The sequence below is a fragment of the Arthrobacter sp. alpha11c genome (assembly GCF_054149985.1).
Genome location: NZ_CP196747.1, coordinates 3668738 through 3685315 on the forward strand (window position 1 = coordinate 3668738; position 16578 = coordinate 3685315).

Here is a 16578-nt window from a genome sequence, read left to right on the forward strand (position 1 = left end):
GTCCTGCTTTAGTTTGCGGCCGTGAAGCGTGCGCGGCGGTGGGCCGGGCTTTCGATTTCGTCCAGCATGGCAACGGCGTAGTCCTGCGAGGAGATGCTGGTGCCGGCGGGGGAATCCTTGGCCACGTTGTATTCGCCGGTACGCTCACCGGGTTGGATGACGGGAGCGGGGGCAAGTACCGTCCAGTCGACGTCCTCGGGAGTCTGCTTGATGGCTTCCAGTGCCTTCGCGGCGGTGGTGGCTTCTGCCTTGTATGCCTCGGGGAAGTCCGGGGAATCGAGGAGTCGGACGCCGTCTACCTCGAGGGTGCCTGCACCGCCAACGATCATGAGGCGGGTTCCTTCGGCGTTGCTGTAAGCCGTGGCCATGGCATCGAGCCACTCTCCATGATCCCCGCCGGTGCGGCTGGGACCCGTAGCCAGCACAACGACGTCGTGGTCCTTTGCGATGGAGGCAAAGACCTCCGCGTCGGCCAAATCCGCTACCTGGGCAGTTGCGCCGGCGATCTGGGCGCCCTTGCGGGAGATAGCAGTGACCTCATGGCCGCGGCTGATGGATTCATTGACGATTTCACTGCCGACCATGCCCGTTGCGCCGTAGACTGCGATTTTCATGACTCTCCTTTGGGTTGCTATTCTTGCGATAACACGAAGGTATCTATTGGATACTAATAGCTTCAAAGGAACTGAGTTACCTCATGGATACTAAGGCCCTGCCAGGGAACATCCTGGACCCCAATTGCCCATCCCGCGTGATCTTCCAAAGAATCGGCGACAAGTGGGCTTCTTTGGTGATCCAAGTCCTCGGTGACGGGCCCGTGCGGTTCTCAGAGCTGCGCAAGATGGTCCATGTTGTCACGCCGAAGGTCCTGACGCAGACGCTGCGGGCCCTGGAACGTGATGGGCTCATTACGCGTACTGTCCACGCCCAAGTGCCGCCGCGAGTGGATTACGAACTCACAGCCATGGGTGAATCCCTCCTGCAACCCCTCACCCTTTTGCGTCAGTGGGCGGAGAGCCACGTCCCTACGATTCTCGAAGCCCGCGACACTTACGACGAAGCGCAGGATGAAGCTCTCCTCGGCTCCCACATCTGAGTCTCAGCTGAGCGCGTTGTGGGCACGCAGAACGCGCTCAACTGCGACCTAGCTGGGCAGGGCGGACGGGAGTGCGGCGCCGCTGATGACTCCGTCACGCATGGTCGCGACGGAGTCCGTCAGGGGAAGAAACTCGGTATCGTGCGTGACCATCACCGTAGCGGTGGAGAACTCGTCCGTAATCCGCCGCAGCAACCTCACGATCGATTCACTGCGTTCGTGGTCCAGAGCTGCGGTAGGTTCGTCCACCAGCAATACGGTGGGGCGGCCCATGAGCGCCCTGGCGATGTTCACCCTCTGACGCTGCCCGCCGGATAGCTGGTGCGGCCTCTTGTTTGCCGATGCGGCCAAACCCACGATCTCCAGGAGCTCATGGGCTTTACCAAGGGCCTCACGGACAGCCTTGCCGCGCAGGTGGTCCCGGATCAGCAACTGCTCGACGGCGGTCAGTGACGGCAGAAGGTTGGGCTGCTGGAAGATGATGCCCACCTTGTCGCGCCGCAGGGCTGTGCGTTCGGCGTCCCTGAGCGCTGACACGTCCTGGCCGTCGATGAGGACGAGTCCGGAGGTGGGCCTCACGAGTGTGGCCGCAACAGCCAGGAGCGAAGATTTGCCGGAACCGGACGGACCCACCAAGGAGAGGAACTCGCCGCGTCCAACTGCAAGGTCTACGGCGTCCAAAGCCTTGAGGGTTGAGTCGCCGTCGGGGTATTCCAGAGTGATGTTGATGAGATTCAGTGCATGGGTCACGATGTATGCCTTTCTGGGAATGTTCAGAACTTAGTTGCCGCCGAGGGCAACCAGTGGATCTACTTTGGTGACATTGCGGACCGCGAGGACAGCGCCGCCGAGGCCAAGGATGACGACGCCGACAACTGGTACCAATGTGGTCAGGGGCGTGACGAGGAACGGCGCCGCGCTGGTCGCAAGAAGTCCGCCCGCCAGGCCCAGTAAACCGCCACCTGCGGCTCCAGCCAGCAGCACGATCGCCGCCTGGGCCAAGGCATCACGCAGGACATACCCGGAAGAGCCGCCGAGTGCTTTGAGGACCGCGATGTCACGCGTCCGCTGCACCGTCCACACAGTAAGGAAGGCCACGATCACCAACGCAGAGATTCCGTAAAGAAATGCCTGCATGAGCATGAGCGAACCGTTCTCACTCTTGTACGAGGCAAGAGCCTGGAACGAGCCGACGGGATCCATGCTCACCGTGCCAGCCGCAGCGTTGGCAGCTTCAACGCCGACGGAGGCACCGGCGTCGTAATTTATGGCCAGGATTGTGGCGGTGCCCTGAGGAGCGTGGGCGATGTTCCGCCACGTCTCGAGCGTCGTCCAGACCACGCCGGTGTGCGAGTACCACTGGTCCTGCACAACTTCTGAAACAGTCAGCTCCGTCCCACCGACCTGGACGCGCCTGCCGGCCTCAAGGGCCAGGTCCTTTGCAAGCGTTTCGCCGACCACGACGGTCCCGTCCTCAACAGGGGCAGGAGCCGTCGAACCGCCAAAGACTGCCACATTTGCGGTTCCGTTCGGAGTGCCACTGCCGCCCAAGGATTGGAAGCGGGTTTGGCTGATGCCCACCGCGTGTGCCGATGAAACACCGGGTTGTCCACGCCAGGCCTCGAGCTGGGCATTGGAAACCTCAGACTCGGTGTAGGAGGCCTTCGGCTCCCCGCCCGCCGGTGCGCCGAAGACGATCTCCTGTGCGGGCAGTGATTCTATGGCCGATGTCGACTGGTTTCCGAGCCCGGCAGTAAGCCCCGAAAGCATAACCAGCAGCAGCGTAATAAGTGCGACAACGCTCCCCATGAGCGCGAAGCGGCCCCTGGCGAAGCGGATGTCGCGGATGGCAAGAAACATCAGAATCCTTTGCTTGGATGCGGGCTTGGTCCCGGCTGAATCCACTCTTCCGTCCAATGGATTCGCGCACATCGGGAGCCCGATGGATTCGCGCACATCAAGGGGTTGAACCGGCCATCATCCGATTGGTTGATTCCTGCTTCACGACGCGGAATTTTTCAGGGAGCGGCGCAACGCCGGGGATAGGCTGGGACGCATGCAGGAGACTCCTACGGGCACCGCCACAATCCTCCGTGTGCTGCGGATAAGTCTCCATGTGGGCTTCGCGGTGCTGCTGCTGGTGGCAGTGGTTCGGCTCCTGGCGGGCACTGCGGGCAGTCCGTCGCCGGTGGCTGTCATTGCTGGACTGGGATTGTCAGCCGCCTTGGCCCTGGTGTACCTCGTGGGAACCATCCTGGAGAAACGCCACGCCACCCGAGCCGGCCGCTTCGATCCGACACCTTACTCAGGTTGGTGGCTTGCCGCTGTGATGATCTTGTGGCTGTTGCTTCTCCTGGTCAGCGGCGATTTCGCATGGGTTGCCTTCCCGCTCTTCTTCCTCCAATTGCACGTACTCCCCCGGCGTCTCGCCTTGCCGGCAATCGTGGTGAGCACCGCTTTGCTGATCGGTGCCCTTTGGTTCCACAGCAGGGGCGCGGCGGACGGCGGCCTGCAGCTTGCGATGGTCCTGGGACCCATGTTTGGAGCTGGCTTTGCCGTCGTCACCGGACTGGCATACCGCGCCTTGTTCCTGGAGGCCGAGAATCAACGCCTCGTTGCCGACGATCTCCGACGAACACGGGCAGAATTGGCCAAAACCCAGCACGACGCCGGGGTCCTGACTGAGCGCGAACGGTTGGCCCGGGAAATTCACGACACCTTGGCACAGGGGTTTTCCAGCATCGTCCTGATGGGTAGGTCTGCGGGGAAAGCCTTGGAAGAGGGGGACGTGAAGGCCGCGAATGAACGGTTGAGGATCGTGCAGGAGACCGCGTCAGCCAACCTTGCGGAGGCCCGGAGTTTTGTCCGTGATCTCCGGCCACCCGCTTTGGAGGAGTCCGATCTGGTTGACACGTTGCGGAGGCTTTGCGCGAAGACTGAGACGGAAGCAGCCGCCCGGGGAACCACACTGCGCTGCCGTTTCGAACTTGTGGGCACCCCCTTGGACTTGCCCAATACTTACCAGACCACCCTGCTTCGGGCCGCCCAGGCCTCCCTTGCGAACGTGTGGGCGCACGCCCGCGCAAGTGCCGTCGTCGTGACTTTGTCCTTCCTCGGATCGGAGGTAACTCTGGATGTTTTTGACGACGGTGTGGGTTTTGAGCCGTCGGCCGTGGGGGTCAACGCGCGCGGGGACGGCACCGGCGTGGGACTCCAGAGCCTGCGCGAGCGGCTGGCTGCGCTGGAAGGCAGCCTGGATATCGAGTCGGCGCCTGGCGAAGGAACCGTGGTTGCCCTTCGGGTGCCGCTGCCTGCCGGGAATGGTGGGGCATGAGCGACATCCGCATCCTCCTGGTGGACGACCATCCTGTTGTGCGGGCCGGCCTCCGGGCGATGCTTGCTGATTTTCCTGGTGTCAGCGTTGTGGGCGAAGCGGCGAACGGTGATGCGGCGCTGGCCGAACTGGGCAGGTTGAACACCCTGGGTGAGCCTGTGGACCTGGTGCTGATGGACCTGCAAATGGGTAACGGTATGGACGGCGTGACGGCCACAGGCAGGATCAAAGCCGGCGAGGCCGGGACTCCCCCGCCGCCTGTCCTTATCCTCACCACCTACGACACGGACGCTGACATCCTCGCCGCTGTTGAGGCCGGTGCCAGCGGCTACATGTTGAAGGATGCCCCGCCTGAACAGATTCAGCAGGCTGTGTTTTCCGCTGCCGCTGGTCAAACCGCGCTGGCACCGGAGGTGGCGGCCCGGCTCATGGGGAGGATCCGGAATCCGTCGCCTGCATTGAGCCCCAGGGAGGTCCAGTTGCTGGAGCTGCTGGCCACCGGAATGGGCAACCGCGCCATGGCGAAGCAGTTGTTCATTTCCGAGGCAACAGTGAAGACACACTTGGTGCATATCTACTCCAAGCTCGGCGTGGACAACCGAACGGCGGCGATTGCGGTGGCGGCGCAGCGCAGGATCATTCGTGGCCACTGACGGCCCTTGACGCCTAGCCAGCTGGGGGACAGTAAACGTCCCAATGAGGCCCGAGTGGAGCATGTGCTGTCCCCCAGTTGGGGAAGGGTCCGGGTTGTGGTCGCGACGAGAAACTGTCGGGGGAACGGGGCATAATGTCGCAAATGGGGAAAACGAAAACACGGAATCTTGTCCTTGGCTTGGTAGCGCTGGTGATGGCTGGTTCGCTGACCGCCTGCGATGACGGCCGCGCGGGTGCCGAGGGTGCAGCGAAGCAACTGGCCTCCTCCCTTGCCGCGCTCGACGTCGGTTCACTCGCCGTGGAGGGCAAGGACGCTTCCGCGGCCAACGATCAACTCAAAGCGGTGTTTGAGGGACTCGATGCCAAGCCATCGGTTCAGTCGGGTGACGTGAAGCTCGACGGCGAGACCGCTACCTTCCCTTTGAACTACAGCTGGAACATCGGCTCAGCCAAATGGGAGTACAGCTCCGAGGCTACGTTGAAAAAGTCCGGTGACAAGTGGGCTGTTCAATGGAATCCCCAGCTCCTTGCGCCGGAACTTTCAGATGGTGAGACGCTCTCCGTTAAGACGGTTCCTGCCCAGCGCGGACAGATCCTTGGCGCAGGGGATGCCCCCATTGTGGAAGACCGCCCAGTTTTCCGCGTTGGTATCGATAAGACCAAGCTTGCCGCTGATCAGGCGGATGCCTCCGCGCGGGCAATGGCTGCTTTGCTCGGCCTTGACGTTGAAGAGTACGCCAAACTGGTGGCAGCCTCGGGTCCACAGGCTTTCGTGGAAGGCATCGTCCTCCGTGCCTATACCCCCGAAATTACCGAAGCAAAGATCACTGCCATTCCGGGTGGCGCGAGCATCCTGGACTCCATGGCGTTGGCACCAACACGCACTTTCGCCCGGGCGCTCCTGGGAAGCGTGGGCCAGGCCAGTGCAGAGCAGATCGAAAAGTCCAATGGTGCCTTGCGGGCCGGGGACACCACAGGAACCGGCGGCCTTCAACAGAAATACGATTCGCTGCTCCGCGGGAAGGACGGCGTGGAGGTGGTCGCCAAGCAGGAAGCGAAGTCGGAAGGCGAAACCCCTGCAACCAAAGTATTCTTCTCGGCCCTTCCTGTGCCCGGAACAACCCTCAAGACCACGCTTGACCTGAAGCTGCAGCAACTGGCCGAAGAAACGCTTGCCGGAGTAGGGCCAGCGTCCGCCATTGTGGCTCTTAAGCCTTCTTCTGGAGCTGTCCTGGCGGCCGCATCCGGTCCGGGCAGCAACGGCTACAACACAGCCATGCTTGGCCAATACGCGCCGGGCTCCACGTTCAAGATCGTCGATTCCCTTGCGCTCTTCCGCGACGGCGCCACGCCTGATTCCAAGGTCGAATGCACCCCGACCCTGACTGTTGACGGCAGGACTTTCAAGAACTCCGAAGGCTACCCGGAAAGCTCCTTGGGCTCGGTTGCGCTACGGGATGCCTTTGCACACTCCTGCAACACCGCGTTCATCAATGCCCGTGACACGGTCAGCCAGGACCAGCTCGAGTCTGCCGCGATGGCATTGGGCGTGGCCGTGGAAGCGCCCAAGCTGGGAGCCGACGCCTTCCTCGGTTCCGTCCCCGGCGCGGCAGAGGGAACTGAACACGCGGCATCCATGATCGGCCAAGGGAAGGTGCTCTTCTCCCCGCTGTCTGCGGCGATCATGGCAGCCTCCGTTGGCAACGGCGCTCCGGTGTCGCCTCAACTCGTGCTGAACCCTGAAGCCCAGAACTCCAGCGCGACGGCTACGCCCACGGAAAGCGGCAGCGCGTCGCCGTCGTCCTCTTCCGTTAGCGCGGCGCCCGCGTCACCGCCCTCAACCAAGCCGATCACCAAGGAAGAGGCCGCCGCGCTGTCCGACATGATGCGGGCGGTGGTGACCTCCGGGCACGCAGGATTCCTCGCCCAGGTACCGGGAGCGCCCGTCGGGGCAAAAACGGGAACTGCTGAGTTCGGCAATGACGACCCGCCCAAGACTCACGCATGGATCGTTGCGGTCCACGGAGACCTGGCGGTTGCTGTGTTCGTGGAAGACGGCGGGCTGGGTGCGACCACCAGCGGGCCGTTGTTGAAGTCGTTCCTCACCGCCGCCGGCTAAATCGGGAGAAGCTATGGAAAGCAGCACGCAGTGCGTTGTGGTTGGCGGAGGACCGGCCGGGATTGTGCTGGGCTTGCTGCTTGCGAGGGCCGGAGTCGAAGTCACTGTGTTGGAGAAGCACGCCGACTTCCTGCGGGACTTCCGTGGCGATACCGTGCACGCCTCCACTGTTCGCCTCCTCGACGAGTTGGGGTTGGGCGAAGGTTTCCGGCAGCTACCGCAGAGCAAGCTCGGTAATTTCCAACTGCCTGCCGGGGCCGGGGAATCAGTGATCCTCGCTGATTTCGGGCTCCTCAAGGAGCCGTACAACTATGTGGCCATGGTGCCGCAGTGGGACTTGCTGAACTTTCTGGTGGAGGCAGCCAAGCAGGAACCCACCTTCACCTTGCGGATGAACACTGAGGTCACAGACCTGCTCCGCGACGGGTCCGGTGCAGTGTCGGGTGTGGCGTACAGAACCCGGGATCCCTTAACCGGCGAAACCGTAGGAACGGGCGAACTGAACGCTGCATTGACGGTAGCGTGTGACGGTCGTAGTTCGGTGCTTCGTGCACGGGCGGGTTTGGTTCCACGCGAATTTCCGGTGCCGTTCGATACGTGGTGGTTCCGGCTTCCGAGGAACGCCGATGAGAGGGACCCCGTGGCGTCGATTGCGCCCAGTTTCGGGACTTCGGACGTTCTGCTGAGTTTGACCCGCAAGGACTTTTACCAGATCGCCTACCTCGCGGCGAAGGGTCTGGATCCGAAGTTGCGGGCAGAAGGCGTGGAGGCGTTTCGTGCACGCGTCGCCAGGTTGCGGCCAGACCTTTCAGACCGTGTGGGCAACATTCGCTCCTTGGATGATCTCCACCTGTTGGACGTGAAGCTCAACCGCTTGTCCGAGTGGCACAAGCCGGGCCTCCTGCTTATTGGCGATGCTGCCCATGCGATGTCGCCTGCCGGTGGCGTGGGGATCAACCTGGCGGTGCAGGACGCCGTCGCGGCGGCCCGGATCATTGCTTCTCCGCTGCTGAGCAAAACGCTCGACGACGGTCACCTCGCCGCCGTCCAGAAGCGGCGCTGGCCGCCAACCGTGATTGTGCAGACGTTTCAGCGGGTGCTGCATCGCGTCATCTTCGCACAGGTCATGGCGGGCAAGCAGCCAAAGCCGCCCAAGCCGTTGCTCTTCGTGCTCCGTAACTTTCCCGGCTTCAGGAAGTTGCCTGCACGGATGATTGCCTTCGGCCCATTGCCCGAGCATGCACCGCAGTTTGCCCGGCGAAAGCCTGACGCTTAGCCCGCTTGGGCACCCACGCCCAGTTCCGCCGTCGAGCCTTAATACCTGGCCATGGGAAGATTGGGCGGTGGCCCATATTGACGTTTCCGGCATCGACTACTTCCTCTCCGACGGCACCCAGCTGCTCAACGGCGTGACCTTCAAGGTGCCGGACGGCACCAAGACCGCGCTGATTGGACCCAACGGAACCGGCAAAACGACGCTGTTCAAGATCATTTCCGGCGACCTCACGCCCGACGAAGGCGTCGTGGGAAAATCCGGGAACATGGGCATCATGCGGCAGTTCGTTGGCCAGGTCCGGGACGAATCGACCGTCCGGGATCTGCTGGTTTCGACGGCCCAGGCTGGCCTCGCGGCAGCTGCCAAGGCGGTTGAAGACGCCGAGCTCGCGATGATGGAACACGACGACGAACCCACCCAGATGAAGTACGCCCAGGCGATCGTGGATTGGGGAGACGCCGGCGGTTACGACGTCGAGACGGTCTGGGACGAAGTCTGCATGGCGGCTTTGGGAATTTCCTTCGACAAAGCGCAGTTCCGACGTGCCTCCACGCTGTCCGGTGGCGAGCAGAAGCGACTCGTGTTGGAAGCCCTGTTCGCTGGTCCGGATGAACTCCTGCTGCTGGACGAACCGGATAACTACCTTGACGTCCCCGGTAAGCGCTGGCTGGAGTCAAAGCTCAATGAATCCAAGAAGACCGTGCTGTTCATTAGCCACGACCGTGAGCTGCTCAACAACGCCGCCGGACGAATAGTGACGCTTGAACCAGGCATCAACGGTGCCGGAGCCTGGATCCACGGAGGGGGTTTCGGCTCTTACGTGGAGGCGCGTGCCGACAGGAATGCCCGGTTCGAGGAACTCCGCAAGCGTTGGGACGAGGAGCACGTGAAGCTCAAGGAACTCGTCAACATGTACAAGAACAAGGCTGCGTTCCGGTCCGACATGGCCAACAGGTACCAGGCGGCGCAGACCCGTCTCGCCAAGTTCCTGGAAGCCGGACCACCCGAGGCGCTGCCCATTGAGCAGAACGTGAAGATGCGCCTCAAGGGTGGGCGAACAGCCAAACGCGCCGTCGTGGCGGAGAAGCTTGAACTGACTGGGCTCATGAAGCCGTTCTCCACGGAGATCTGGTTCGGCGACCGCGTTGGCGTACTTGGTTCCAACGGTTCCGGAAAGAGTCATTTCCTGCGCTTGCTCGCCACCGGTGGCACTGACCCGGAGCGGGAGCACTTGCCGGTTTCGGACGTTGTCATTGCTGAGGTTCCGCATGAAGGAACAGTGAAGTTGGGCGCCCGTATCCGGCCCGGGTTCTTCGCTCAGACGCATGTACGCCCTGATCTGCTGGGCCGGACCTTGTTGGAGATCCTGCACCGCGGCGACGAACACCGATCGGGCTTGCCCCGCGAAGCCGCCGCGGGTGCTCTGGACTCCTACGGATTGGCCGGCCAATCGGAGCAAAAGTACGAGTCCCTGTCCGGTGGCCAGCAGGCGCGGTTCCAGATCCTCCTGCTGCAGCTGTCCGGAGCCACCCTCTTGCTCCTCGACGAACCCACTGACAACCTGGACCTGCACTCCGGCGAGGCCCTGGAACGTGCCATCGATGCTTTCGAGGGAACGGTCCTGGCTGTCACCCATGACCGCTGGTTCGCCAAGTCCTTTGACCGCTTCCTGATCTTTGGCTCCGACGGAAAGGTCTACGAGTCCGAGGAACCCGTCTGGGATGAGAAACGCGTGGAGCGCGCCCGCTAGTCCGCACGTTCTCTCACATCGTTGCCCTTTTCACCCGATGCTCTTTCACTTGATGAAAGAGCATCGGCATTAAAGGGTGGGATGTGAGAGAGGATCCGGGGTTGAGGGGTGGGATGTGAGAGAGGATCCGTGATCAAATGATCATGCGGCATGATTAAGTGAGCGTCAGCCTGATACCGTTGAACTATGGGAACTCCTGACCGCCATCGGCTCATTGGCGAGCTGCTGCGCAAACGCGAAGAAATATCAGTGGACGAGCTGGTAGCGGCTACGGGAGCCTCGGGCGCCACGATCCGCCGTGACCTCGAGATTCTTGCTGCCAATGGAGTACTGAAGCGGGTCCACGGCGGCGCCCGCAGCCTGGTAGCGCGCGGTGACAACCCCGGCTATGGGCAGCGAGAACTGGAAGACCACGAGGCAAAGCTCAAGATCGCAGCGGCTGTTGACGCACTGCTGAAGGACCGCGAGCATGTGTGGTTGGACAGCGGATCCACCGCCACGGAAATCGCGCGGCGGCTGAGCCAGCGTGAACTCACAGTGATGCCCATGTCTTTGCACGGCGTCGAGGCGCTGACTCACGCCAAGGAAGGCCGAAGGCCGCAGCTCATTCTCCCCGGAGGAAGCCTCATCCCCGGCGAACAGTCTTTCCGCGGACCCATGACCGAGGCGAACATACGCTCGTTGCGATTCGACACCGCTGTGGTCACGCCCTGCGCCCTCAACCTCAAGGACGGACTGCTGGCCCATGACCTTGACGACGCCGCAGTCAAGCGCGCTGGCCTGGAATCGGCGTCGCGGGTCATCGTTGCCTCCTCCGGCAGTAAGTGGAATGCCAGCGCGGTAGCCCTGGTTGCCGCGATGGAGACTGTGGACGTCATCGTGACGGACCTGAAGCCATCCTCCGAAGATCTTGCCCGGCTCGACAAACTCTCTGTGGAAGTTGTGATTGCATGACCACCAGCACAAGAAGCAACACCAACGTCAACGCCGCGGCAGTGGCCACGTTCTTGATCTTCGCCATGAACGGCTTGGTGTTTGCCAGCTGGGCTGCACGCATTCCCGCCGTCACTGAGGCGCTTAGCCTGACCTCCGGCCAAATGGGCACCCTGCTGCTTTGCACCGCCGTCGGGTCCTTGATGGCTTTGCCATCCGCAGGTTGGGTGGTGGGCCGAATCGGTACCGCCGGAACGGTTCGTCTTGCCGGCATCGTGGCGGGTGCCGCAGGTGCGGCGATCGCCTTCTCCCTCATGGCTGCATCGGTTCCGGCCACAGCCATCGCCCTCTTCTTCTTCGGCATCGGCATCGGCCTGTGGGACGTAGCCCAGAACATCGAAGGGGCCGACGTCGAACACCGACTCAAGCGGACCATCATGCCGCAGTTTCACGCAGCGTTCAGCGGCGGAGCGTTTATAGGCGCTTTGATCGGCGCCGGGCTCTCGCAACTTGGTGTTGGCCTGCCTGAGCATCTGCTCGTGATTGCCGGACTTGCTGTCCTCCTCGCGCTGACTGTGCCGCGGTACTTCCTGCCGCACGAAGCATCAGTGGCTGAAACGCTCGACGACGGCGCGCCGGCTCCCAAGGGACCCACAGCTTGGCGGGACGGTCGGACCCTCCTCATCGGTGTGGTGGTTTTGGGTGCGACCCTCACGGAGGGCGCTGGTAATGACTGGATTGCCAAGGCAGCAGTTGATGGACTCGGTACCTCCGAAGCGACCGGCGCCCTGCTCTTCGCACTCTTCGTTGCCGCCATGACAGGGATGCGGTTCCTCGGCGGCAAGGTCATCGACAGGTTCGGCCGCGTGGCTGTTCTCCGTGCCAGCATGGCAGCGGCCGCGCTGGGCCTGGCGTTGTTCGTCTTTGCCGGCAACGTGGTTCTGGCCGGACTTGGTGCTGCTCTTTGGGGCGTTGGTGCTGCGTTGGCCTTCCCCATGGGCATGTCCGCTGCCGCCGACGATCCCAAGCACGCAGCGGCACGCGTTTCCGTGGTCTCCACGATTGGCTACGTCGCGTTCCTTGCTGGCCCGCCGCTTCTGGGTTACCTGGGCGACCAGACCGGAATTCACATGGCGCTGCTTGCGATCGGACTGCCTATTCTTGTTGCCCTGCTTCTTGCTGGCGTTGCAAGGCCCTTGCGCGCCAAATAGTCGCCCGGCCAGCGGCTTCATTCTCCCGGATGCATATGTTGCAGAACGGCCACCACAACAGCAGGACCACGCCAGCGGCGAGGCAAGCACCACCGAGGACATCGCTTAACCAGTGAGCAGACAGGTAGGTTCTGCTGATCATCATCGCGAGTATGCCAAGAACGGCCACCGCTTTCGCCCAGTGCCGGCCAATCAGCAACGCCAACACGACGAGGAACGCGGTTGTGGCAGAAACATGCCCCGAAGGGTATGAACCGGTATCCGAGAGGACCCTTGCGCCTTGCGGCCTGTCACGGCCGACAACAGCCTTGGTCAGTTGGGTGAGGCCCAGGGCAGCAAGGCCTGCCAGTGCAGTGAAGATGGCAGCCTTGGGACGCCGCCCGATGAGTAGCGCGACCGCCAAAACAAGGTGCAACACCAGCATCCCCACATAACCAACCCCGTTGAGCACTACGTTTACTGCGTCCCAGAACGGGGCGTGCAGGGTGAAGGAATAGGCCTGCCATGTTGTATCAATTCTGCTGAAGGCGGGTTCCCCTTGACCCGCCACAAGCATGGCGCCCGGGACCACGAACGCGCCCAGCAAGAACAAGGCTGATGCAACGATCTGCCAGCTCGGACGCTGGCGTGGGCGCAGGACGCGATTCATGCACTCATCGTAGTCACGGCGGTTGGGCAGGGTGGAGGGACGTTCTGGAATGCCACACGGTCCTGCCCCATGGACTCGCGCTAGTGTGGTGGAATGCGAGGTTTCCTGGGCAAAGGACCCAAACACGTGGCAAGGTTCGATCATTTCCTTGTCCGTGCGGTTTCGCGTCAGCCTCACGGCGAGCATGATGATCTCTTCCGGCGGCTTTCAGCAGCGGCCACCAAGGGGAAGCTGTGGTTCGGCATCGCGGGAATCATGGCTACTGTTCCAGGAAAGCCGCGCAGGGCAGCCCTGCACGGACTCCTTGCCTTGGGCGTCGCCTCCGGGGTCACCAACGTCATCTTCAAGACGGCACTTCCCAGGACGCGACCCCTGCCCGAGCATTTGCCCGTCTTCAGGTTCGTGCATCCGCAGCCGGTTAGTTCCTCCATGCCGTCCGGCCACTCAGCTTCAGCCGTCGCTTTTGCCGTGGGAGCGGGGATGGTCTCTCCCGTCCTGGGTGCAGTACTCGCGCCTATCGCCGCGGGCGTTGCCTATTCCCGTGTGCACACAGGGGCACACTGGCCGTCAGACGTGGTGTTTGGTTCTGCACTTGGCGCGAGTGCTGCCCTGCTGACGCGCACGTGGTGGCCAGCGAAGCCTGCCGAACCCAAACCGCGGCGAACGCCGGCAGAGGGCCCAGCAATTTCCGACGGCGAGGGGTTGAGCATTGCCGTCAACGTCCTGGGCGGTTCCTACTCCCCTGAAACCAGTGAACTGCTAAAGGATGTATTCCCCAAAGCGAATATTCATGAAATCGCTGAGGGCGAGGATGTGGCCGCTGAGATTGAAGCAGCAGCTGCCCGGCCGGGCACCGTAGCGCTTGGCGTGTGGGGTGGTGACGGGACGGTTGGCACCGCGGCGGCTATCGCCGTCGAGCATTCCCTGCCTCTGCTGGTGTTACCCGGTGGCACCCTTAACCACTTTGCCCGTGACCTTGGGACCAACTCCATTGACGCCGCCATTAAGGCAGTCACGCAGGGGCAGGCTGCTTTTGTGGATTTCGGGCATGTTGCCGTCCATCGCGGTTTGCCTGACAACCCCGAGTCCAGCGAGATCGCCATGCTGAATACGGCCAGCGTGGGTGTTTATCCCAACCTCGTACGCCGCCGGGAGCGGCTGCAGCCTGCCATGGGCAAACCCCTGGCCAGTCTGGTGGCATCGCTGCGGACTTTCGGCGTGAACTCGCCCACGACGCTCACCGTGAACGGCGTGAAGCACAAGCTGTGGATTCTGTACCTGGGACGTGGACGGTACTATCCCAGCGACCATGCCCCGCTTCGACGCCCTGTGCTGGACGACGGCGTCTTCGATCTCCGCATGATCACTGCGGATGAACCATTTGCCCGTGCCCGACTGCTTTGGGCCGTCATTACAGGCACCGTTGCTGCTTCCAAAGTCACACATCTGACCGAGGCGACTACCGTAACCATTGAGGCGATCGGAGAACCGTTGGTCCTTGCAGTGGATGGTGAGCCTAAGCCCGGAGTGCGCAGCGCCGTCTTCACTGTCAAGAGGCGTGAGCTACGCGTGTACTGTCCACTGCCGCTGGACTAGATAGCCAAGGGTTCATAGCGTCATCCGGGAGGACTACCCTGACTGGACCCTGAATCATCCCTGAGACAGGCGATTTCCCCACTCTCTGTGACTAGCGTGGTTAGTACAGTCAACAACTCATCTGCACGCACACGTGCTCCGAGGAGGGAACGCTTCCATGATCGAAGCAAAAGGCCTGACGAAGGTCTACGGCGAGAAGACCGCCGTCGGCGGTGTCAGTTTCACTGTCCAAGCCGGACGGGTGACGGGTTTCCTGGGCCCGAACGGTGCCGGCAAGTCCACTACGATGCGCATGATCATGGGGCTGGACACTCCCACCGCGGGTTCGGTGACCGTGAACGGTGAGCCGTTCGCCAAGCACGTTGCGCCGTTGCGTGAAATCGGTGCCCTGCTTGATGCCAAGGCAGTCCATACGAGCCGCACGGCGTACAACCACCTGCTCGCCATGGCCGCGACGCACAGCATCCCCAAGAGCCGGGTGCGGGAGGTCATTGAGATGACCGGGCTGGGAGAAGTCGCCAAGAAGAAGGTGAAGGGTTTCTCGCTCGGTATGGGTCAGCGCCTCGGCATTGCGGCAGCGCTGCTTGGGGATCCTCAGACCATCATCCTGGACGAACCCGTCAACGGCCTGGACCCGGAAGGCGTGGTCTGGGTTCGGAACCTGGTCAAGTACCTCGCTTCCGAGGGCCGCACCGTGTTCCTGTCCAGCCACCTCATGAGTGAGATGGCATTGACGGCAGACCATCTGATCGTGATTGGCCGGGGCAAGATCATTGCGGATGCACCCATCGCAGAGATCATCACCGGCAAGGGCCAAGCCCGCACCCGCGTCCGCACGGACCAGCCGGAGCGGCTCATGCAACTGCTCGCCGGCACGGGTGTCTCCGTGGAGGTCCACGAACGTGAGCTGCTGGAAGTTTCGGGCCTGGATCCTCGCGGAATCGCCCGAACTGCCCTGGACAACCAGGTCATGGTCTACGAGCTGACCCCGCTCCAGGCAAGTCTCGAAGAGGCGTACATGGAGTTGACCAAGGACGAGGTTGAATACCACTCGCACATCACCGCCGGGGCGTCTGTTCCCGTTCAGGCCGGAGGGAAATAGACATGAGCACCACCACTTTGGACCGAAAGTCCATGCGTAACTCCGTCGGTCCAGGACCGGCCTTCCATCGCGTTCTGAACTCCGAGTTCATCAAGTTCCGCACGCTGTTGTCCACGCTAATTCTCTTGGCTTCCACGGCGCTGGTCATGGTTGGCTTCGCAGCACTTTCGGCTTGGGGTACAGGGCAGTTCGCCGAACAAGCTGCGAGGGATCCCGAAGCCGCAGCAGCCATTGCCGCGCAGGGCGGCGACATCGCAGTTACCATCCCCACCTCCGGCATCGCATTCGCCCAGCTGATCCTCGGTTCGTTGGGCGTCCTGCTCATGAGCTCCGAGTTCACCACGGGAATGGCGCGCTCCACCTTCGCCGCGGTCCCCAAGAGGCTCTCGCCGTTCCTGGCCAAGCTGATAGTCGTGATGGTCAGTGCCTTCCTGTTGACGGCGGTGTCCACCTTCATAGCTGGCCTCGTGTCACTCCCGATCGTGGATAACTACGATCTGAAGCTGGATCTCAGTAGCTCGCAATCGGTCAAGCTTTTGCTGGTCAACAGTATTTACGTGGCAGCCGTGGCAGCGATTGGTATGGCACTTGGAACCATCGTCCGCAACTCGGCAGGAGGCATCATGAGCCTCGTGGGTCTGTTCTTTGTGGCTCCGATTGCCTTCCAGCTCATTCCCGGCGATTTCTTCGTGGAAGCCCGCAAGTACCTTCCGGGCAACACCATCAACCCGATGACCGCCGTCGAGCATGTTCCGGACACCCTGGAAGTCTGGCAGGCCGCCCTGGTTCTCGGCGCCTGGGTTGTGGTGCCGGTTGCCTTGGCGATGGTCCTGCTGAAGAAGCGGGATGTCTAGGCCG

Annotated in this window: 15 protein-coding genes; 11 read left to right on the forward strand and 4 right to left on the reverse strand. The window is 62.3% G+C overall.

Annotated features, from left to right (window positions below; genetic code table 11):
* Positions 1–8: 8 nt before the first annotated feature.
* Positions 9–614, reverse strand: coding sequence for an NAD(P)-dependent oxidoreductase (locus ACTAQJ_RS16910; RefSeq protein ID WP_498697817.1), 606 nt, complete (start codon positions 612–614; stop codon positions 9–11).
* 83 nt (positions 615–697) lie between these two features.
* On the opposite strand from ACTAQJ_RS16910, the gene ACTAQJ_RS16915 reads away from it, so the two are divergent.
* Positions 698–1096, forward strand: coding sequence for a winged helix-turn-helix transcriptional regulator (locus tag ACTAQJ_RS16915; RefSeq protein ID WP_498697819.1), 399 nt, complete (start codon positions 698–700; stop codon positions 1094–1096).
* 48 nt (positions 1097–1144) lie between these two features.
* Here ACTAQJ_RS16915 and ACTAQJ_RS16920 read toward each other — a convergent pair whose 3' ends face one another.
* Together ACTAQJ_RS16920 and ACTAQJ_RS16925 are read right to left on the reverse strand one after the other, a co-directional pair.
* Positions 1145–1846: an ABC transporter ATP-binding protein gene (locus ACTAQJ_RS16920; protein WP_431117334.1), complete on the reverse strand. Its 702-nt coding sequence runs from the start codon at positions 1844–1846 to the stop codon at positions 1145–1147.
* Positions 1847–1876: 30 nt separating this feature from the next.
* Positions 1877–2956 carry an ABC transporter permease gene (locus ACTAQJ_RS16925; RefSeq protein ID WP_431117333.1) on the reverse strand — a complete coding sequence of 360 codons (1080 nt, stop codon included), beginning with the start codon at positions 2954–2956 and terminating at the stop codon, positions 1877–1879.
* A 196-nt stretch (positions 2957–3152) separates the two neighbouring features.
* Between ACTAQJ_RS16925 and ACTAQJ_RS16930 the strand changes: the two genes are divergently transcribed.
* From ACTAQJ_RS16930 to ACTAQJ_RS16960, 7 genes are all read left to right on the forward strand, one after another.
* Positions 3153–4430, forward strand: coding sequence for a sensor histidine kinase (locus tag ACTAQJ_RS16930; RefSeq protein ID WP_498697821.1), 1278 nt, complete (start codon positions 3153–3155; stop codon positions 4428–4430).
* Positions 4427–5083: a response regulator gene (locus tag ACTAQJ_RS16935; RefSeq protein ID WP_431117331.1), complete on the forward strand. Its 657-nt coding sequence runs from the start codon at positions 4427–4429 to the stop codon at positions 5081–5083. The genes ACTAQJ_RS16930 and ACTAQJ_RS16935 overlap by 4 nt, the downstream gene beginning before the upstream one ends.
* Before the next feature lie 134 nt (positions 5084–5217).
* Complete coding sequence (locus ACTAQJ_RS16940) at positions 5218–7203, forward strand: penicillin-binding transpeptidase domain-containing protein (RefSeq protein ID WP_498697825.1); 1986 nt, start codon at positions 5218–5220, stop codon at positions 7201–7203.
* Positions 7204–7216: 13 nt separating this feature from the next.
* A complete protein-coding gene (locus ACTAQJ_RS16945; RefSeq protein WP_498697827.1) occupies positions 7217–8479 on the forward strand; it encodes an FAD-dependent oxidoreductase in 1263 nt (420 codons plus the stop codon).
* 67 nt (positions 8480–8546) lie between these two features.
* Positions 8547–10229 carry an ABC-F family ATP-binding cassette domain-containing protein gene (locus ACTAQJ_RS16950; protein ID WP_216924442.1) on the forward strand — a complete coding sequence of 561 codons (1683 nt, stop codon included), beginning with the start codon at positions 8547–8549 and terminating at the stop codon, positions 10227–10229.
* A gap of 186 nt (positions 10230–10415) precedes the next feature.
* Complete coding sequence (locus ACTAQJ_RS16955; RefSeq protein ID WP_498697829.1) at positions 10416–11183, forward strand: DeoR/GlpR family DNA-binding transcription regulator; 768 nt, start codon at positions 10416–10418, stop codon at positions 11181–11183.
* Positions 11180–12373, forward strand: coding sequence for an MFS transporter (locus tag ACTAQJ_RS16960; protein WP_498697830.1), 1194 nt, complete (start codon positions 11180–11182; stop codon positions 12371–12373). The genes ACTAQJ_RS16955 and ACTAQJ_RS16960 overlap by 4 nt, the downstream gene beginning before the upstream one ends.
* Here the strand turns inward: ACTAQJ_RS16960 and ACTAQJ_RS16965 are convergent.
* On the reverse strand, positions 12318–13022 hold the full coding sequence (locus tag ACTAQJ_RS16965) for a phosphatase PAP2 family protein (protein ID WP_498697832.1): 705 nt from the start codon (positions 13020–13022) through the stop codon (positions 12318–12320). The two genes, ACTAQJ_RS16960 and ACTAQJ_RS16965, sit on opposite strands and share 56 nt — an antisense overlap.
* A 93-nt stretch (positions 13023–13115) precedes the next feature.
* On the opposite strand from ACTAQJ_RS16965, the gene ACTAQJ_RS16970 reads away from it, so the two are divergent.
* From ACTAQJ_RS16970 to ACTAQJ_RS16980, 3 genes are all read left to right on the forward strand, one after another.
* A complete protein-coding gene (locus ACTAQJ_RS16970; protein WP_498697834.1) occupies positions 13116–14618 on the forward strand; it encodes a bifunctional phosphatase PAP2/diacylglycerol kinase family protein in 1503 nt (500 codons plus the stop codon).
* A 157-nt stretch (positions 14619–14775) separates the two neighbouring features.
* On the forward strand, positions 14776–15720 hold the full coding sequence (locus ACTAQJ_RS16975) for an ABC transporter ATP-binding protein (protein ID WP_431117324.1): 945 nt from the start codon (positions 14776–14778) through the stop codon (positions 15718–15720).
* Between the two features lie 2 nt (positions 15721–15722).
* Positions 15723–16574 (forward strand): ABC transporter permease, encoded by an 852-nt coding sequence (locus tag ACTAQJ_RS16980; protein WP_216924452.1) that lies wholly within the window; start codon positions 15723–15725, stop codon positions 16572–16574.
* Positions 16575–16578 lie beyond the last annotated feature (4 nt).

Coding starts and splice junctions, on each gene's coding strand:
- ACTAQJ_RS16945 (WP_498697827.1), top strand. CDS start 7,217: ATGGAAAGCAGCACGCAGTGCGTTGTGGTTGGCGGAGGACCGGCCGGG.
- ACTAQJ_RS16980 (WP_216924452.1), top strand. CDS start 15,723: ATGAGCACCACCACTTTGGACCGAAAGTCCATGCGTAACTCCGTCGGT.
- ACTAQJ_RS16910 (WP_498697817.1), bottom strand. CDS start 614: ATGAAAATCGCAGTCTACGGCGCAACGGGCATGGTCGGCAGTGAAATC.
- ACTAQJ_RS16915 (WP_498697819.1), top strand. CDS start 698: ATGGATACTAAGGCCCTGCCAGGGAACATCCTGGACCCCAATTGCCCA.
- ACTAQJ_RS16955 (WP_498697829.1), top strand. CDS start 10,416: ATGGGAACTCCTGACCGCCATCGGCTCATTGGCGAGCTGCTGCGCAAA.
- ACTAQJ_RS16925 (WP_431117333.1), bottom strand. CDS start 2,956: ATGTTTCTTGCCATCCGCGACATCCGCTTCGCCAGGGGCCGCTTCGCG.
- ACTAQJ_RS16940 (WP_498697825.1), top strand. CDS start 5,218: ATGTCGCAAATGGGGAAAACGAAAACACGGAATCTTGTCCTTGGCTTG.
- ACTAQJ_RS16970 (WP_498697834.1), top strand. CDS start 13,116: ATGCGAGGTTTCCTGGGCAAAGGACCCAAACACGTGGCAAGGTTCGAT.
- ACTAQJ_RS16965 (WP_498697832.1), bottom strand. CDS start 13,022: ATGAATCGCGTCCTGCGCCCACGCCAGCGTCCGAGCTGGCAGATCGTT.
- ACTAQJ_RS16975 (WP_431117324.1), top strand. CDS start 14,776: ATGATCGAAGCAAAAGGCCTGACGAAGGTCTACGGCGAGAAGACCGCC.
- ACTAQJ_RS16960 (WP_498697830.1), top strand. CDS start 11,180: ATGACCACCAGCACAAGAAGCAACACCAACGTCAACGCCGCGGCAGTG.
- ACTAQJ_RS16935 (WP_431117331.1), top strand. CDS start 4,427: ATGAGCGACATCCGCATCCTCCTGGTGGACGACCATCCTGTTGTGCGG.
- ACTAQJ_RS16930 (WP_498697821.1), top strand. CDS start 3,153: ATGCAGGAGACTCCTACGGGCACCGCCACAATCCTCCGTGTGCTGCGG.